Origin of the sequence: Streptomyces sp. NPDC097640 (assembly GCF_040302705.1) — a bacterium.
In the GTDB taxonomy this organism is placed as follows: domain Bacteria; phylum Actinomycetota; class Actinomycetes; order Streptomycetales; family Streptomycetaceae; genus Streptomyces.
The window spans coordinates 32723-49035 of record NZ_JBEOSB010000036.1; the positions used below are offsets into that span (position 1 = coordinate 32723).

Annotated in this window: 15 protein-coding genes and 1 pseudogene; 9 read left to right on the forward strand and 7 right to left on the reverse strand. The window is 70.3% G+C overall.

Features of this window, described 5'->3' with window-relative positions; all coding sequences use genetic code 11:
• The first annotated feature begins 1 nt into the window (after nucleotide 1).
• The 4 genes from ABTY62_RS40200 to fabG are packed head-to-tail and all read left to right on the forward strand — an operon-like array spanning nucleotide 2 to nucleotide 4344.
• A complete protein-coding gene (locus tag ABTY62_RS40200; protein ID WP_352134330.1) occupies nucleotides 2–916 on the forward strand; it encodes a fumarylacetoacetate hydrolase family protein in 915 nt (304 codons plus the stop codon).
• Nucleotides 913–2478 carry an acyl-CoA carboxylase subunit beta gene (locus tag ABTY62_RS40205; RefSeq protein WP_352134331.1) on the forward strand — a complete coding sequence of 522 codons (1566 nt, stop codon included), beginning with the start codon at nucleotides 913–915 and terminating at the stop codon, nucleotides 2476–2478. The genes ABTY62_RS40200 and ABTY62_RS40205 overlap by 4 nt, the downstream gene beginning before the upstream one ends.
• Before the next feature lie 34 nt (nucleotides 2479–2512).
• On the forward strand, nucleotides 2513–3595 hold the full coding sequence (locus tag ABTY62_RS40210; RefSeq protein WP_352134332.1) for a branched-chain amino acid aminotransferase: 1083 nt from the start codon (nucleotides 2513–2515) through the stop codon (nucleotides 3593–3595).
• A gap of 29 nt (nucleotides 3596–3624) precedes the next feature.
• Nucleotides 3625–4344 carry a 3-oxoacyl-[acyl-carrier-protein] reductase gene (fabG, locus tag ABTY62_RS40215; protein WP_352134333.1) on the forward strand — a complete coding sequence of 240 codons (720 nt, stop codon included), beginning with the start codon at nucleotides 3625–3627 and terminating at the stop codon, nucleotides 4342–4344.
• A gap of 3 nt (nucleotides 4345–4347) precedes the next feature.
• Here fabG and ABTY62_RS40220 read toward each other — a convergent pair whose 3' ends face one another.
• Nucleotides 4348–4941 carry a helix-turn-helix domain-containing protein gene (locus ABTY62_RS40220; RefSeq protein WP_352134334.1) on the reverse strand — a complete coding sequence of 198 codons (594 nt, stop codon included), beginning with the start codon at nucleotides 4939–4941 and terminating at the stop codon, nucleotides 4348–4350.
• 53 nt (nucleotides 4942–4994) lie between these two features.
• Between ABTY62_RS40220 and ABTY62_RS40225 the strand changes: the two genes are divergently transcribed.
• The 3 genes from ABTY62_RS40225 to ABTY62_RS40235 are packed head-to-tail and all read left to right on the forward strand — an operon-like array spanning nucleotide 4995 to nucleotide 6629.
• Nucleotides 4995–5678: an AzlC family ABC transporter permease gene (locus tag ABTY62_RS40225; RefSeq protein WP_352134335.1), complete on the forward strand. Its 684-nt coding sequence runs from the start codon at nucleotides 4995–4997 to the stop codon at nucleotides 5676–5678.
• 26 nt (nucleotides 5679–5704) lie between these two features.
• Complete coding sequence (locus ABTY62_RS40230; protein WP_352134390.1) at nucleotides 5705–5998, forward strand: AzlD domain-containing protein; 294 nt, start codon at nucleotides 5705–5707, stop codon at nucleotides 5996–5998.
• Between the two features lie 52 nt (nucleotides 5999–6050).
• Nucleotides 6051–6629, forward strand: a complete 579-nt coding sequence (locus ABTY62_RS40235; protein WP_352134336.1) for a YceI family protein — start codon at nucleotides 6051–6053, stop codon at nucleotides 6627–6629.
• A gap of 50 nt (nucleotides 6630–6679) precedes the next feature.
• On the opposite strand, the gene ABTY62_RS40240 is transcribed toward ABTY62_RS40235, so the two are convergent.
• From ABTY62_RS40240 to ABTY62_RS40250, 3 genes and pseudogenes are all read right to left on the reverse strand, one after another.
• Nucleotides 6680–7573 (reverse strand): geranyl diphosphate 2-C-methyltransferase, encoded by an 894-nt coding sequence (locus ABTY62_RS40240; protein WP_352134337.1) that lies wholly within the window; start codon nucleotides 7571–7573, stop codon nucleotides 6680–6682.
• Nucleotides 7574–7590: 17 nt separating this feature from the next.
• Nucleotides 7591–8832 carry a family 2 encapsulin nanocompartment cargo protein terpene cyclase gene (locus tag ABTY62_RS40245; protein ID WP_352134338.1) on the reverse strand — a complete coding sequence of 414 codons (1242 nt, stop codon included), beginning with the start codon at nucleotides 8830–8832 and terminating at the stop codon, nucleotides 7591–7593.
• A gap of 94 nt (nucleotides 8833–8926) precedes the next feature.
• Nucleotides 8927–10021 (reverse strand): annotated as a pseudogene (locus ABTY62_RS40250) (family 2B encapsulin nanocompartment shell protein); the annotation flags it as partial.
• Between the two features lie 540 nt (nucleotides 10022–10561).
• Here ABTY62_RS40250 and ABTY62_RS40260 point away from each other — a divergent pair.
• A complete protein-coding gene (locus ABTY62_RS40260) occupies nucleotides 10562–11605 on the forward strand; it encodes a BtrH N-terminal domain-containing protein (protein WP_352134339.1) in 1044 nt (347 codons plus the stop codon).
• 7 nt (nucleotides 11606–11612) lie between these two features.
• On the opposite strand, the gene ABTY62_RS40265 is transcribed toward ABTY62_RS40260, so the two are convergent.
• From ABTY62_RS40265 to abc-f, 3 genes are all read right to left on the reverse strand, one after another.
• A complete protein-coding gene (locus ABTY62_RS40265) occupies nucleotides 11613–12908 on the reverse strand; it encodes an erythromycin esterase family protein (protein ID WP_352134340.1) in 1296 nt (431 codons plus the stop codon).
• Nucleotides 12909–12994: 86 nt separating this feature from the next.
• Entirely contained in the window at nucleotides 12995–13648 is a 654-nt protein-coding gene (locus ABTY62_RS40270; RefSeq protein WP_352134341.1) for a CatB-related O-acetyltransferase, read from the reverse strand.
• A gap of 49 nt (nucleotides 13649–13697) precedes the next feature.
• A complete protein-coding gene (gene abc-f / locus ABTY62_RS40275; RefSeq protein WP_352134342.1) occupies nucleotides 13698–15317 on the reverse strand; it encodes a ribosomal protection-like ABC-F family protein in 1620 nt (539 codons plus the stop codon).
• Between the two features lie 153 nt (nucleotides 15318–15470).
• Here abc-f and ABTY62_RS40280 point away from each other — a divergent pair, with 153 nt between their 5' ends.
• Nucleotides 15471–16121, forward strand: coding sequence for a TetR/AcrR family transcriptional regulator (locus ABTY62_RS40280; RefSeq protein ID WP_502997614.1), 651 nt, complete (start codon nucleotides 15471–15473; stop codon nucleotides 16119–16121).
• The last annotated feature ends 192 nt before the right edge of the window (nucleotides 16122–16313 follow it).

Here is a 16313-nt window from a genome sequence, read left to right on the forward strand (position 1 = left end):
CATGCGGCTGCTGCGGATCGGCCCGCCGGGCGGGGAGCGGCCCTGCGCCGTGGGCCCCGGCGGGATCGTCCGGGATCTGTCGGCGTGGGTGACCGACTGGACGGGTGCGGCCCTGGACCCGGACGCGCTGCGGGAGCTGGGGGCACGGCTGGAGCGGGAGGCCGCCGGGCTGCCGGCGGTCGACCCGGCCGCCGAGCGCGTCGGGCCGCCCGTCCGTCCGGGCGGGCATCTGCTGTCGATCGGGCTCAACTACCGGATGCACGCCGCCGAGGCGGGCCTGGCGCTGCCGGACGAGCCGATCGTCTCCAGCAAGGCGCCGTCCACCCTGGTCGGCCCGTACGACGATCTGCTGCTGCCGCCCGGCGGAGAGAAGACCGACTGGGAGGTCGAACTGGCCGTGGTGATCGGGCGGCGCGCCCAGTATCTGCCGGACCGCGCCGCCGCGCGGGCCCATGTCGCGGGATTCGCCACCGGTGACGACGTGTCCGAGCGGAGCTGGCTGCTGGAGCGCGGCGGCCAGTGGGTGAAGGGCAAGTCGTTCGAGTCCTTCAGCCCGCTGGGCCCGTATCTGGTCACCCCGGACGAAGCCGGCGATCCGCAGCGGCTGCGGCTGACCTGCCGGGTCAACGGCCGGCTGATGCAGGACGGGACCACCGCCGACATGGTCTTCGACGTGGCCCACCTGGTCTGGTACGTCAGCCAGTTCATGGTGCTGCACCCGGGTGACGTGGTGCTGACCGGGACGCCCGGCGGGGTCGCCCTGGGCCGCCCGGACCAGCCGTATCTGCGGGCCGGTGACGTGGTGGAGGCGGAGGTGGCGGGGCTGGGCGCGCACCGGCAGCGCTGCCGCGCGGCCACAGCCGTACGGGCCGTCGTACCGGCCGGCCGGCCCCGGAAGGAGAGTGAGAGCAGATGACGACCGTTCAGCGGGACACCCGGGCGCGGGTGGCCGAGCTGCACGCCGCCAAGGAGCAGGCCCGTCGTGGCCCGAGCGACCGCGCGACCCGGGCGCAGCACGCAAAGGGCAAGCTGACCGCCCGCGAGCGTATCGACCTGCTGCTGGACCCGGGGTCGTTCGCCGAGGTGGAACCGTTGCGCCGACACCGGGCGGTCGGCTTCGGGATCGAGGACCGCAGACCGCACACGGACGGTGTGATCACAGGCTGGGGCACGGTCGAGGACCGCACCGTGTTCGTCTACGCGCATGACTTCCGGATCTTCGGTGGAGCGCTCGGGGAGGCGCACGCCGAGAAGATCCACAAGATCATGGACATGGCCATCGCGGCCGGTGCGCCGCTGGTCTCGCTCAACGACGGGGCCGGGGCCAGGATCCAGGAAGGCGTGTCGGCCCTCGCCGGCTACGGCGGGATCTTCCAGCGCAATGTGCGGGCCTCCGGGGTGATACCGCAGATATCGGTGATCCTGGGGCCCTGCGCGGGCGGCGCGGCGTACTCTCCGGCGCTGACCGACTTCGTGTTCATGGTGCGCGGCACCTCGCAGATGTTCATCACCGGGCCGGACGTGGTGAAGGCCGTGACCGGTGAGGACGTCACCCAGGAGCGGCTCGGCGGCGCCGATGTGCACGCGGAGCTGTCGGGCGTGTCCCACTTCGTGTACGAGGACGAGCCGACCTGCCTGAGCGAGGTCCGTTACCTGCTCTCCCTGTTGCCGTCCAACAACCAGCAGGCCCCGCCCTCCGCACCGTGCACGGCCGCCGCCGACCGGCGCGGCGAGGCGCTGCTCGGCCTGGTTCCGGCCGAGGGCAGGCTGCCGTACGACATGCGCCGGGTGATCGAGGAGATCGTCGACCACGGCGACTTTCTGGAGGTCCATGAGCGGTGGGCCCCCAACATCCTGTGCGGTCTTGCCCGGCTCGGCGGGCAGGTGGTCGGCATCGTCGCCAATCAGCCGATCGCGCTGGCCGGGGTGCTCGACATCAAGGCCAGTGAAAAGGCCGCCCGCTTCGTGCGCATGTGCGACGCGTTCAACATTCCGCTGCTGTCCCTGGTGGATGTGCCGGGCTTTCTGCCGGGGGTGGACCAGGAGCACGGCGGGGTGATCCGGCACGGGGCGAAGCTGCTGTACGCGTTCTGTGAGGCTACGGTGCCGCGAGTACAGCTGATCCTGCGCAAGGCGTACGGCGGGGCGTACATCGTGATGGACTCGCGCTCGATCGGCACTGATCTTTCCTACGCCTGGCCGACCAACGAGATCGCGGTCATGGGCGCCGAGGGCGCCGCGAACGTTATCTTCCGTAAACAGATCGCGGCGGCGGCCGACCCGGAGGCCGTGCGGGCCCGGATGGTCAAGGACTACCGGTCGGAGCTGATGCACCCCTACTACGCGGCCGAGCGCGGGCTGGTCGACGACGTGATCGACCCCGCCGAGACCCGGTCGGTGCTGGTACGCGCCTTCCGGATGCTGCGGACCAAGCATGCGGAGCAGCCGTCCCGCAAGCACGCCAACACCCCCCTGTGACCTGTACGCCGCAACCCCCTGCCTCGGAGCGCCCATGACCATCACCTTCACCACCGAGACGGCCGTCCCGCTGCCCGCCGCGGAGCGGGCGGCGCTGCTGGAGGCCCCCGCCTTCGGCGAGGTGTTCACCGACCACATGATCAGCATCGACTGGGACCGGGGGCGGGACTGGCACGGCGCCCGGCTGCATCCGTACGGACCGCTGGTGCTCGACCCGTCGGCCCAGGTCTTCCACTACGGACAGGAGGTGTTCGAGGGCATGAAGGCGTACCGGCGCCCGGACGGCACCGTGGTGACCTTCCGCCCGTACGCCAACGCGGCCCGGTTCAACCGCTCCAGCGCGCGGATGGCGATGCCGCAGCTGCCCGAGGAAACCTTCGTCGAGGCCCTCGAGCTCCTGGTCACCGCCGACCGGGACTGGGTCCCGGAACGGCCCGGGCACAGCCTGTACTTACGGCCGTTCATGATCGCCACGCAGCACACGATCGGCTTCTACGGGCCGTCCGCCGCCTACCGGTTCATGGTGATCGCCTCGCCGGCGGCCGCCTACTTCAAGGCCGGGGCGAAACCGCTCGCGGTGTGGCTCTCACGGGACTACACACGGGCGGCTCCCGGGGGCACGGGCGAGGCCAAGTGCGGCGGCAACTACGCGGGCACCCTGGTGGCCCAGGCGCAGGCCCGGGAGATGGGCTGCGACCAGGTGGTGTGGCTGGACTCCGTGGAGCGCCGGTGGGTGGACGAGATGGGCACCAGCAACCTGTTCTTCGTCTACGGCACGAGGCTGGTCACGCCGGAGCTGTCCGGGACGCTGCTGGCCGGGGTCACCCGGGACTCGGTGCTGGCGCTGGCGGCCGAACTCGGCTACCGGACCGAGGAGGGGAGGATCAGCGTGGAGCAGTGGCGGGCCGACGCCGAGTCGGGGGCGCTGACCGAGGTGTTCTCCTGCGGCACCTCGTCGATGGTCACGCCGGTCGGCTTCGTCAGGAGCGCGGACGGCGACTGGACGATCGGCGGCGGGACGCCCGGCCCGGTCACCTCGCGACTGCACGCGGAGCTGACGGGAATCCAGACCGGCGCGCGGCCGGACCCGTTCGGCTGGGTTCACAAGATCGCCTGACCGGCGTGGGGAAAGGGTGCGTGGGAATCATGAGCCGTTCGGTCCTGGTGACCGGAGGGAATCGGGGCATCGGCCTCGCGGTCGCCCATGCCTTCGCGGAGGCCGGCGACAGGGTCGCGCTGACCTACCGGACGGGCGAGCCGCCGCAGGCCGCGACCCGGCTCGGCTGCCTCGCCGTCACATGTGACGTCACCGAAGCCGATCAGGTGGAGCGGGCGTACAAGGAGGTGGAGGCGGCGCACGGCCCGGTGGAGGTACTCGTGGCGAACGCCGGCATCACCCGGGACCGGCTGCTGCTGCGGATGGCCGACAAGGACTTCGCGGAGGTGCTGGACACCAACGTGATGGGGGTCTTCCGAGTGGTCAAGCGGGCCGCCGGGGAGATGGTCGAGGCGCGGCGGGGGCGGATCGTGCTGATCTCCTCGGTGGTCGGTCTGCTCGGCGCGGCCGGGCAGGCCAACTACGCGGCCTCGAAGGCCGGCCTGGTCGGCTTCGCCCGGTCCGTGGCCCGCGAGCTCGGCTCACGGGGCGTCACCTGCAATGTGGTCGCGCCGGGATTCGTCGAGACGGACATGACCAAGGCGCTGAACGACAAACAGCGGGCCGCCATGCTGAGCAAGGTGCCCCTGGGACGCAGTGCACAGGCGGCGGAGGTGGCGGCGGCGGTACGGTTCCTCGCCTCCGAGGACGCGGCCTACATCTCAGGCGCCGTCCTGCCGGTGGACGGCGGCCTGGGCATGGGGCACTGAAGGTCAGAGATGCTCCGAGACGAGCACCGCGCGGGTGGCGGGCTCCAGCGCCTGGAAGACGTGCGGGACATCGGCCGGGTAGCAGATGTAGTCGCCCGGGCGGAGCTCCACCGGCTCGTCGGCGGTGCCCACCAGGGCCCGGCCCGCGCTGATCACCACATGCTCCACGACTCCGGGCAGGTGCGGGGCGGAGGAACGCTGCGGGCCGGGCTCGGCCGCGATGCTGTAGACGTCCCGCCGGGCCCCGGGCGGGGAGGCGGCGAGGAGGGTGGCCCGGTAGTCGCTCTGGGCGGCGCCTATGCCCGGTCCCTCTCCCGCGCGGATCACCTGGACCTGCGGCCGGGGGACGGCCAACAGCCGGGAGAACGGGATCTCCAGGGCCACGCAGAGCGCCCACAGCGTCTCCAGGCTGGGGTTTCCGGTGCCGGACTCCAACTGCGAGAGCGTGGACTTGGCAAGCCCGGCCCGGCGGGCCACCTCGGTGAGGGACAGCCCTGCCCGGACGCGTGCCGCCCGCAGGGACGCGGCGATCACTTCGAGCGGCGGCTTGAGCGCAGGGTCGGCGGGGTCGGCCTCGGACACGCGGGTTCGCTCCAATGGTCGGTGGTTCTCCTTGACGAACACGGCAGGGGGTGTTCAGTATAAACGCCATGCGTTCGTTATGGAGAACACTGGGTGGAAGGCTGCTGCGCGACATCGCGCTCGTCTGCCTGGCCGTCGGGGTCATCGGCGTTTCCTACGGCGCCACCGCGGTCACCTCAGGGTTCGCATGGTGGTTCCCGGTCCTGATGGGGGCGCTCGTCCTGGCCGCGTCGTCCGAGTTCCTGTTCGTCGGCATCATCGCCGCCGGGGGCAGCCCGATCGCCGCACTGCTGGCCGGGCTCCTCGTCAACGCCCGCCACCTGCCGTTCGGACTGGCGGTCCCCGATGTGCTCGGGCGGGGCTGGCGCGGACTGCTCGGCACCCATCTGATGAACGACGAGACGGTCGTCTTCGCCATGGCCCAGGACGGACTGCCACGCAAGCGGGCCGCGTACTGGGCCTGCGGACTGGGCATCCTGGTCTGCTGGCCGGCCGGCGCCGCGCTGGGCGCGCTCCTCGGCAGCGTCGTGGAGGACACCGCGGCCCTCGGCCTGGACGCCATGTTCCCCGCGGTGATCCTCGCCCTGATCCTCCCCGCGATGAAGGAACGGCCAGTACGGCGAACGGCGCTGGCCGGCGCCGCGCTGACACTGGCCGTCAGCGCGTTTCTGCCGGCCGGGCTCCCGGTACTGGTCGCCCTCGCCGCGCTGCCGCTGTTCGCCGCCAAGGCCACGGAAGGAGCCGTGCGTTGAGTCATGCCGTAGCGCTGCTGGCGGCGATGCTGGCCCTGGCGGCCGGTACCTTCCTGCTCCGCCTCGCGGGACCGGCCCTGCGGGCCAAGGTCACCTTCCCGAAACGGGCCGAGAAGCTGCTGGAAGTCTCGGCGGTGGTCCTGCTCACCGCACTGACGGCCACAGCGGCGCTCACCGAGAGCGGCGGCTTCGCCGGCCCCGCCCGCCCGATCGGGGTCATCGTCGGCGGAGCGCTCGCCTGGCGCAAAGCGCCGTTCCTCGTCGTGGTGCTCGCCGCAGCGGGCACGGCCGCGCTGCTGCGGCTCGCCGGCGTTCCCTGACGCGGCCGTCCGCGCGCCCGCCGGTCCCTATTCGTCACGTACAGTCAGATCCGTGACATTGAGTGATGGGGCGTACGGGTTCGGGCCGCCGACGGGCCGTTTGCTGATCAAGACCAGCCGCGCCGGGCTCGGCCGGAAGGCGGGGCACGACCTCACCATCGAGGCCACCCGCTGGTCGGGGAGCGCGGTGGTCGTCGCCGACGATCCCGGGCGGTCATCGGTGACCGTGACGGTCGAGACGGGTTCCCTGACTGTCCGGGAGGGGACCGGCGGGCTCAAACCCCTCACCGACGCCGACCGGGCCGAGATCAAAAGGACGCTGGAGGGGGAGGCCCTGTTGCACACCGCGCGGCACCCCACGATCACCTTTCGCTCCACGAGCATCACGGGAACGCTTCCGTCCTTCGAGATCACCGGGGATCTCACCATCAAGGGCCGGACACACACGGCGACCGTGCACGGTGGCAGCGACGGCGATGGAATGGTGTGCGGCTGGGCGACGGTCACCCAGTCCACCTGGGGGATCAAGCCGTACACCGCTTTCCTCGGCGCGCTGAAGCTGGCCGACGAGGTTCGGGTCGAGTACGCGGTGACCGAACTCGAACCGCTGCCCGACCCCGGGGTGCGCTGAAAGGGGCGGGTCCGTCAGGGACGGGCCCGGCCCTTTCAGCCGTCAGGTGGTCAGACGCGGTCGGATGCGATCAGGAGGTACTGGAAGGAGCCGTCCTTGTAGGAGTTGATGAACGCTTCCTCGATGCCCGTGACCAGCGAGGACGTGGCCCGCAGCTCCCAGTAGGGCAGCGTCGCGGGAGTGAGGTCGATGACGGCCTGTGGCACGAGGCGATTGTCGGCCATGGCGCGCATGTACTCCCGGCGGGAGTGGATGTTGCATTCGAAGTGCGCGTTGATCTGGGAGACCCACTTCGAGGGCTGGCCATAACGCGGGTTCCAGCAGCCGGTGATGGTCACGTAGCGACCGCCGACCGCGAGGATCCGGGAGTGCTCGGCGAAGAGGTCGTGCAGGTCGACGTACATGCTCGACTCGTTGTTCCACGAGGCCGCGGCCCGCCCGGTCTCGAAGGGCGTGTCGAGCATGTTGCAGACGCGGGCGTGGACGTGGTTCTCGATGCCGAGTTCGCGGGCACGCTGGTTGGCGAAGTCGGCCTGCTTGGCCGACAGGGTGACGCCCTCGACCTTGCACCCGAAGCGCTGGTGGGCCATGACCATCGAGCCGCCACGGCCACAGCCGGCGTCCACGAGGGTGTCGTCGCGCCCAATGGGGCCGAGATGGTTCAGGAGGAGTTCGGCCTGCGCCGACTCCAGGCGGTGGAGCTCGGCGATCAGCTTCCTCTCGTATGCGCTGTCGTCCGCGTCGCGGAGCGCGGCGTGGTCGACGTCGCCGATGCCGTAGTGGTGGTGGTAAAGGCCGTCGACATCGCCGAGACGCAGGTTCACGGGCCTGGCCTCGTGGTCCCAGTAGCGGGCGATGTCCCCCTGGTAGGGCGTCACCGGGGCGGGGATGAACAAGGGGGCGTTGGCGGGGGTGGCGTCGGTGGTGAGCTCGGTGCTGGTCACGGACAGGTCCATTCTTCTTACCAGAAGTCGGGCAGGGTGTAGCGGTAGGTGTTGGTCTGGTGCCAGTGGTGGTTGCCGTCGACCCATACGGCCACGCCGCGCAGGAAGCGCTGCACGCTGGGGACGGGGCAGGCGGTGGCGAGAGCGGTGGCCTCGGCCTCGAAGTCGTGCATGAGGTCGTTGTGGACCTCGATCGCCTTCAGGTAGGCCTCGCGGTCCGGGAGGTCTTCGCGTTCGGCGATCACCACGGGGAGGTTGAGGTGGCGGCCGGGGGAGGCGAGTTCCTTGGTGTAGGAGTAGAGGTCGTTGACGATGGTGGTGGCGTTGCCGGCGAGCGCGATGACCCGTTGCATGGCGGGCAGGGCGTGCAGGTCCGCGGGCAGTTCGTAGCCGCCGACGGTGTCGGTGATGGTGGGGCAGGGGCGGAAGTTGTTGAACTGGCGCATCGCCAGGTACTCCCACACCTCGGGGACGTGGTCCGTCTGGGCCCAGGCGGCCTCGGCCAGGTACCCCATGTGCAGCCGGGCCATGTCGTGCCGGAACCGGTCGGCCTGGGAAGGGCTGGCCACTTGGAGGAGGTACTCCATGGCGGAGCGGTAGGCACGCCGGGGTGCGTCCGCGTGGAGGGATTCCGCCCACTGGGGCTGGTATTCCCTGGTGGTGTGCAGGGGGTCGAGGGCGGTGTGGGCCAGCAGAAGGCGTCCGCCCAGGCCGATGGGCGAGCCTCCGTGGTCTTCGCAGTAGCAGTCGTCCACCGCGTTCTCCGCGACCATCAGCCGCGTGGCGAGCATCAGGTGATCGACGGTCGGGGCGTCCGGATGGCAGACGACCATGTAGCGCCCCACGGAGAAGCCGTCGAACTCCTCCTCCCACTCCTCGGGGTACAGATCGACCTCGTCCAGCGCCCATGCCTTGATCCTGCGGCCGACTTCCTCCACCCGTACGGGGTCGGGCTCCGCCACCGGGTGGTAGTACAGACCAGGAATCGGATTCCCTCCAGCGGCGGCCGTAGCCGTAGCCGTAGCCGCCGGAGGTTCCGGGAGCGTTGGCGGCTCCTCCTGTCGGACCAGACGCAGACCGGCCGTGCCCAGGCCACTGGGACCACCCAGGATCCGGTCCGGACCGGCGCCCGGCGTCCGCACCTCGGCGGCGGAAACATCGACGGCAGACAGGATGGGCGGGGACGGCACAAGGGGGCGGCCGCCGCTGGCGGCCGCGGGCGGACTCGACTGCGGAGGGGAAGGCTCAGGTTCGGGCATCGGTGGCTCCTTGGCGGGATGGGTGGCTGTCCCGGGAGGTCTGGGCCGTCTAGTCGGGCGTGCGGGCGATCTGCACGTTCTCCAGCACGCCGAACGGATAGAGCCCGCGGGAGTTGAACTCACGCCCGGTCGCCGCGATCGTCCTGGGGTGGGCGAGGAAGAACTTGGAGCCTCGGCGGCGGCAGAGCAGCTCGTCGAGGTCGTCCGGGGTGGGCGGGCCGGAGTGGGTCTGGATGCGCTGCTTGAAGTCGGCGTTGTGGAGCAGCCCGAACTCCCGGTTGTTGATCAGCTCGTGCTCCTGGCGCTCGCGCAACGCCTCGATGACGAGCCTGAGCTGCTCCTCGGTTTGGTTCATCGGCCCGTTGTAAAGGTCGGCGACCCTTGTGTGGACCCGCAGAACGGTCTGCGCGACGGAGAGTTCGTACTCCCGCGGCTTCAGCTCGTAGTCGACGAACGTGCCGGGCAGTTCGGGTTCGCCGGTGTGGCCGGCCGACAGCGCGATCTCGGCCTCGCCATGACGGTTCTGCCGCTCGCGGAGACGTGAGCCGTACCGCTGGATGTGCGCCTGGAGGCCCGGCGCCGCGGACACCACGGCGGCGAAGTCGGCGCGGGACAGGGTGAGCACGATGCCGGCGGTCTCGGCGGTGGCGGTGTAGCCCCACCGGGCCTCCGCGTCCAACAGGGCTGCCTCACCGAACCGGTCGCCATCGGCAAGTACGGCGACGGCGACCTCATCGCCGTACTTGCCGACGGAAGTCCGGCTGATGCGGCCGTGGGCGATCAGATGGAGCTGCTCAGCGGGCGTTCCGCGCTCGACCAGCACCTCGCCGGCCCGGAAGTCGCGCTGCACGCACCGGTCGGCGATCGCGGTCAGCAGCTCCACATCCTCGAATCCGCGCAGCACGGCCAGTTCGCCGAGCTCGCGGGGGATCACCCGGACGTGGGCACCGTCCTGCACCAACGCCACACGCCCGTCGCCGACGGTGTAGCTCAGCCGGCGGTTCACCCGGTAGGTACCGCCCTTGGCCTCCACCCAGGGGAGCGTCCGCAGCAGCCAGCGAGAGGTGATCCCCTGCATCTGCAGGGCGGACTTGGTCGTGGTGGCAAGGTTGCGGGCAGCCGCAGTGGACAGGCTGCCGGACTGCCGAGGCGGCACCGGCTGTGCTTCCGGACTGGTCTCAACAGTCATCGGGCGAGCTCTCCTTGATCAGGGCATGGTCGGCGTGCGCGCGTCACCGGGAAAGAGGAAAAAGAAGGGGCAAACATCCGGGAATCCGTCCAGATCCCGGGGAACAGTAACGGCCGCTGCGCCCGGACGGCCGTGAGAAGCCGTTGGTATTAACTCGATACGATGATCCTGCCCGTACAGGGTTTGCCCGGGCGGCCGGACGACGGTATACAGGCGCGATCGCCGGCGCCCCCGCTGTCCGTACGTCATACGGAGTCCTTGCACCGCACAGGGCTGGGAGTGGCAGTTCGCCACCAACCGTCTCGGCCACTTCGCCTGGGACGACGTCCACTTTGTCTTCCGCCGCTACGACACCCGGCTCGCCTATGGCCAGTCCGAGACCGCCGACGTCCCAAAGACGGTCGAGCAGGTTAGGAGCAGGGGGCTGGTGGACTCTCCCACCGTGGGAGAGTCCACCATGATGGCGTGCAAGACGAAGCGCCGTACGTGAGGCCTTTCGCGTCGGGTCGGCAGAGGCCTCTACATCCAGGGAAGCATGGCATGACCACGGTGATAGACCTTGATGTCCGCGGTACGCAGCACTGCGAGACGACGGCTCTGGGGGTGCTGTTGCGGCACCAGGGGCTCGATCTGTCCGAACCCATGCTCTTCGGCCTCGGTTCCGGTCTGTCCTTCATCTACTGGGACAGCAAGAACATGGGCTTCCCCTTCCTCGGGGGACGGGTCAAGCCCTTCGACCTCACCAGGAACCTGGCCACCACACTCGGGCTGGAACTCCTGGTCCAGGAGACCACCTCCCCTCGCAGGGCATGGGAGAACGTGGTGGCCCCCATCGACGCCGGCCACCCGGTGGGACTACAGCTCGACAGCTACCACCTGGACTACTTCGGGTCGAAGGTGCACTTCGGCGGTCATGTCGTCGCCATGTACGGCTACGACGACCGCGACGCCTATCTGGTGGACACCGACCAGCAGGGCGGAGCCGTATCCACCAGCCTGGCGAGCCTCGCCGAGGCCAGGGCCGCACGTGGACCGATGGCCGCCAAACACCGGTCCTTCACCCTCACCGCTCCGGGGAACCCGTCCTCCCCACGGGACCGGATCGTTCCCGCCATCACCGCCTGCGCCGACGCCTTCCTCAACCCGCCCATCGCCAACCTCGGCCACCGAGGCATCGAAAAGGCCGGCAAGCTGGTACGCACCTGGCTCCAGCGGACCGACGCCCCGCAGCGGGACCTACCGCAGGCTGCCCTCTTGATGGAGAAGGCCGGCACCGGCGGCGCCCTGTTCCGTAACCTCTACCGCGACTTCCTCGCCGAATGCTCCCAACAGCTCGACAGCGACCACCTGCGCACCGGCCACAGGCTTTACACCGAGGCAGCCACCCTGTGGACGGAAGTCGCGGCACTGATCACAAAGGCCGGTGAGTCAGGCGATGCGCAGCCCCTCGTACAGGCAGGCACCATCCTCCGCGATCTTTCACGCATTGAGCGCGAGGCCATGCAGGCGCTGCGCTGCCTGGGGAGTGAAAGCCCACACGCAAACGCTCACGGTGTGCCGAACCAGCCGAGGAACACCGCGTGATGGTGTCTCACAAGTTGTCGAGGTTGTCGGCCACGGTGGAGGTCGGGGTGTTGAGGATGGCGTCGAACGCCTCGAGGATGGGGGTGTGCAGGTAGGCGCTCTGTATCCGGATGCGGTCGGGGCCCGGGGCAAGGCCGGAGCCGCCGGGGGCCTCGTGGCGTGCCTGCTGAAGGTCGGCGATGCTGAGCCCGAGCCCGGCATCGGCGAAGGCCGCTTCGATGCTTCCCGGCTCGGGCGGCTCCAGCGCGGTGGCGTCGATGGTGAAACCGAACCGTGCGTTCTCGTCCCGGCGCATGTCCGCGGTGTGTCCCGTGGTGCTCGTCAGGCCGAGGGCGACGTACTCGTCGCCGAGCGCGCGGCGCAGGTGATGTCCCATCGGGAGCCCCGTGAGGTGGCCGTTGAAGGAGACCGGCGTTTTCTGGATGTGGGCGTTGTGAGCCACCAGCACGACGCGGGTGCCGGGTTCGAAGCGCTTCAGGTGCCATAGGACCGACTCGGCCATGTAGACGTCCCGGGCCGAGGTGTCGGCGGTCAGCCCTGTGCCGGCGAAGAGGCCGGCCATGGCACGGAAGGTGTAGTCGCCGTGGAGGGCGCCTTCGAGGCGTCGCAAGGCGATGTCGTAGCTCTGCTGGCCGCCGCGGGAGACATACAGAGGCTCGAGGGCGCGGAACCGGATGAGCAGGCGCGTCAGGGTCGCGCTGAGGGCGTCCTGTTCGGCGGTGGCCAGGCGCGCCCACGCGGGCGCGGCGTCGGCCGCGGAGCCACCGGCGAACGGTTCGGCGATCCGCATTGCCGTCTCGACCGCCGGCAGGGTCTCGGGATCGATGTGGCGCAGGTAGTCGGCGACCGGGGCCAGGGCGGGGAGCAGGGACCCACCGGCCGCCGGGATGTCGACGCCGGCGAAACGCACCGGTGGTGAGGCTGTGCGGTTGTGCCCGCGCATCCAGCGCAGCGGCCCACCGACTCCCACGGGAATCGCTCCGGCGAGGTGGGCCGACAGGTCGTCGTCCGCCCCCTCGCCCTGGGCCCATGCGTCGAGGGGGAAGCCTTCGCTGAAGCCGTATTCGAAGGCCAGGACGGTGAAGCCGCAGCGTTCGACCAGGAACCGCAGGATGCGCTCGCGCAGGAGCGCGAACTCGCTGATGAAGTGGGAATTCTCGCCGATCGCGACGACGCGGGCGTCGCCGACGATGTCGCGCAGTGGCTCGAGATCGTCGAGCGGCGCCTCACGGTCGAGATGGGTGAGGGGGACGGCATGGGTGCGAAGCCAGTCGGCGAACGGGTGGCGGGACGAAGAAGGCATGCTGATGGCCCGATTCTCGGTGCTGGAGTGTGGATGGACCGCGGGGGAGTGGTCGCCGCGCGGCATGGCGGTGCAGCCGCCCGGCCTCACCGCGGTGTGTGCCCGGGGGCGGCGTTTTCCAGGTCGTCGATGCTGCCGGACATGATCGTGCGGATGTGTTCGGTGATGTGCTGGAGCGGCCAGTCCCACCAGGCCAGGGCCAGGAGGCGGTTGATGTCCTCATCGCTGTAGCGGCGGCGGATGAGACGGGCGGGGTTGCCGCCGACGATGCCGTAGTCGGGGACGTCGTCGACGACGACGGAGCCGGAAGCGATGACCGCTCCGTGGCCGATGCGGACACCGGGCATCACCATGGCCCGGTAGCCGAGCCAGACGTCATGGCCCACTACGGTGTCACCCCGTCCGGGCAGGCCGGCGATGAGGTCGAAGTGCTCGGTCCAGGAGCCGCCCATGATCGGGAAAGGGAACGTCGAGGGGCCGTCCATGCGGTGGTTGGCGCCGTTCATGATGAACCGCACCCCCTCGCCCAGCGCGCAGTACTTCCCGATGACCAGCTTTTCCGGCCCGTAGTGGTACAGCACGTTGCGGGTTTCGAAGGCGGTCGGGTCGTCGGGATCGTCGTAGTAGGAGAACTCCCCGACCTCGATCAGCGGCGAGGTGATCAGTGGCTTCAACAGCACCACCCGCGGCTGCTCGGGCATCGGATGCACCACGGTCGGGTCGGCGGGAACAGGCGGCATCACGAGTTGCTTCCTCTCAGATAAGGGGTGTCTGCGGGTCCGGAGGACCTCAGCACTTGGCGGCGGACCTCGCAGTCGCCTGTATGGCCAGGTGGGAGCCCTGCCAGCGCCGGCGCAGCCGGCGATCGTGGCTGACGATGACGAGGGTGCCGTGGTACCCGGTCAGCGCGGTCTCCAGGTCTTCGACGAGGGCCGGCGACAGATGGTTGGTGGGCTCGTCGAGCAACAGGACGTCTGACGGCTCGCTGAGCAATCGCGCCAGGGCGAGACGCTGCAACTGCCCGGTGGACAGCCGGCCGACCGGCACCGTGAGCTGGTCGCGGTCGAACAGGCCGAGGGACAGCAGCCGTTCGCTGTGTCCGGCGGCCTCTCCTTTCCGCCCGCGGGCGAAGGCGGCCAGCACGGTCTCGTCCGGCTGCCCGGGGCGCGGCTCTTGGGAGAGGTAGCCGATCCTGCCGCGGCGGGTGACGCTCCCGCTGTCGGGAGCGACATTGCCGGCCAGGACCCGGAGGAGGGTGCTCTTGCCCGCTCCGTTCGGCCCCGTGATCAGCAGGCGCTCGCCCGCCATGACGGCGAGGCTCGTGCGGTCGAGCCGGTCCGTGACGGCGATGTCGGTGGCGTCGAGTACGGCGCCCTCCAGGCGGCGGGCCCGCAGTACGGGGGTGAAGCGCAGCGGCTCCGGCGGGGGCGGGACCGGGGTGGCGAGGAGGCGGCGCAGCCGTTCCTCGGCGTTGCGCACCCGGCTGGCCAGCGACTGCTGTACTCGGCCGCCAGCCCGGTCGTAGGCCATCTTGTTGCCGTCCTTCATCGGGCGGCCGGGGGCCACCTGGCGGGCGGTGGTCGCGGCGGCCTCGCGCAGCCGGTCGACGTCGGCCCGCCACTGGTCGTGCGCCTGGGCCCAGCGCTGCCGGGCGGCCGCCTTCTCGGCGAGGTAGCCGGTGTAGCCGTTGCCGTACCGGACGACGCGGCGCCGGTCGGCCTCCACCTCCAGCAGGCTGGTGGTGACACGTTCGAGGAAGACGCGGTCGTGGGAGACCGCCACCGTGGTGCCCCGCCGGGTGCGCAGGTGTTCTTCCAGCCAGTTCAGGGCGCCGTCGTCGAGATGGTTGGTCGGCTCGTCCAGCAGCAGCACCTCCGGCGCCGCCGCCAGGACGGCCGCCAGCCGCAACCTGACCCGTTCTCCGCCGGACAGGCTGCCCACGGCGCGGTCACGGCCCACCAGCCCGAGGCCGAGACCGTGCAGAGCACGTTCCACGCGGGCGTCGGCGTCGTAGCCGCCGCGCAGTTCGAAGGCCGTCATCAGTTCGCCGTACTCGGCCATGCCCGACTCGTCACCATCGGCCATCGCGGCCTCCAGACGGCGCATTCGCTGCTCGACGCCGCGTAGATCACTCAGGGCCCGGTCGATGATCTGCTGGACGGTCGCCCGCGGCTCCATCCGCTCGTCCTGGGCGAGATAGCCGACGCCGCCGGTGGCCTGGACGACGACCTCGCCCTGATCGGGACGTTCCTGCCCGGCGAGCAGGCGCAGCAGGGTGGTCTTGCCGGATCCGTTCTCACCGATGATCCCGGTGCGCTCGCCCGCGGCGAGCGAGCAGGTCGCCGAGTCAAGGACGAGCCTGCCGTTGAAGGACTTGCTGACGGCGAGCGCGGTGATCTGTGTAGGCATGCGGAGACTCCAAAGCGTTCGGGAACGAGGCGGCCATCGAGGGCCGCGCGGCCGGGCAAACGCTTTGGAAGAGCATTGATCACTCCACTAGTGCGACAACTGATGCATTAAGATGCTGCCACAACGCCGTCCCCGTGAGCAAACGGACTTTCAGTGATCACTCCCACAGACCCAGAACCAGAAGACACCCGGCCGCCGCCCACCCGAAGCCGTCCCGGGGGCCGCACCGCCCGTATCCGTACGCAGGTACTCGACGCGGTCCGCGCGGAGCTCGGCGAACACGGCTATGACGGGCTCACGATGGACGCCGTCGCCGCCCGCTCCGGGGTGCATCGCACCACGGTGTACCGGCGCTGGGGGGACATCGGCGGCTTGCTCGCCGACGTACTCGACGCGGCGAGCGACGACGACTGGCAGCCACCGGACACCGGCTCACTGGAAGGCGACCTGGCAGCGCTGAACCAGGAGATCCAGACAGCCATGGCCGCACAGCCGCCGATCATGGCGGCCCTGATCGCCGCCTCGTTCCGCTCGGAGAAAGCCGCCCACGCCCAACAGCGGCTCTGGGAGGACCGGTACGCCCGCTGCGAGATCGTCGTCAGCCGAGCCGTCCGGCGCGGCGAACTCCCACCGCGAACCGACGCTCGGCGACTGCTCATCGCCGCCACCGCGCCGCTCTACCACCAGCTGGTACTCCTCCGCACAGCCCCCGACCCGCAACTGCCCGGCCATGCGGCCAGAACCGCCGCCCTCGCCGCGGCCGCCGGCGCCTTCGCCGAGTCCCCGCCCGAGGACGACACATAAGTGGGATCGCGCCACTCCTACACCCCTCGAAGACCTGCACGGGTCCGATTCATCTGACCTGACGCCCCGCGGAAAAGCGGTTGCGCCCGCTGTCCTCTCACCGGCAGGGTGCGGTGGTGATCGGCACGGAGATCAAACTTCCGTCGCCGTCGACCCGCGTGGCCATGGGCGGGCCCGACCCGTCTCCACCGA

Excerpts from the sequence above, each read along its gene's own strand:
- ABTY62_RS40205 (WP_352134331.1), top strand. The coding sequence starts at position 913 with ATGACGACCGTTCAGCGGGACACCCGGGCGCGGGTGGCCGAGCTGCAC.
- ABTY62_RS40245 (WP_352134338.1), bottom strand. The coding sequence starts at position 8,832 with ATGCCCGAACCTGAGCCTTCCCCTCCGCAGTCGAGTCCGCCCGCGGCC.
- ABTY62_RS40225 (WP_352134335.1), top strand. The coding sequence starts at position 4,995 with ATGCGTTCGTTATGGAGAACACTGGGTGGAAGGCTGCTGCGCGACATC.
- ABTY62_RS40260 (WP_352134339.1), top strand. The coding sequence starts at position 10,562 with ATGACCACGGTGATAGACCTTGATGTCCGCGGTACGCAGCACTGCGAG.
- abc-f (WP_352134342.1), bottom strand. The coding sequence starts at position 15,317 with ATGCCTACACAGATCACCGCGCTCGCCGTCAGCAAGTCCTTCAACGGC.
- ABTY62_RS40265 (WP_352134340.1), bottom strand. The coding sequence starts at position 12,908 with ATGCCTTCTTCGTCCCGCCACCCGTTCGCCGACTGGCTTCGCACCCAT.
- ABTY62_RS40270 (WP_352134341.1), bottom strand. The coding sequence starts at position 13,648 with ATGCCGCCTGTTCCCGCCGACCCGACCGTGGTGCATCCGATGCCCGAG.
- ABTY62_RS40210 (WP_352134332.1), top strand. The coding sequence starts at position 2,513 with ATGACCATCACCTTCACCACCGAGACGGCCGTCCCGCTGCCCGCCGCG.
- ABTY62_RS40230 (WP_352134390.1), top strand. The coding sequence starts at position 5,705 with ATGCTGGCCCTGGCGGCCGGTACCTTCCTGCTCCGCCTCGCGGGACCG.
- ABTY62_RS40200 (WP_352134330.1), top strand. The coding sequence starts at position 2 with ATGCGGCTGCTGCGGATCGGCCCGCCGGGCGGGGAGCGGCCCTGCGCC.
- fabG (WP_352134333.1), top strand. The coding sequence starts at position 3,625 with ATGAGCCGTTCGGTCCTGGTGACCGGAGGGAATCGGGGCATCGGCCTC.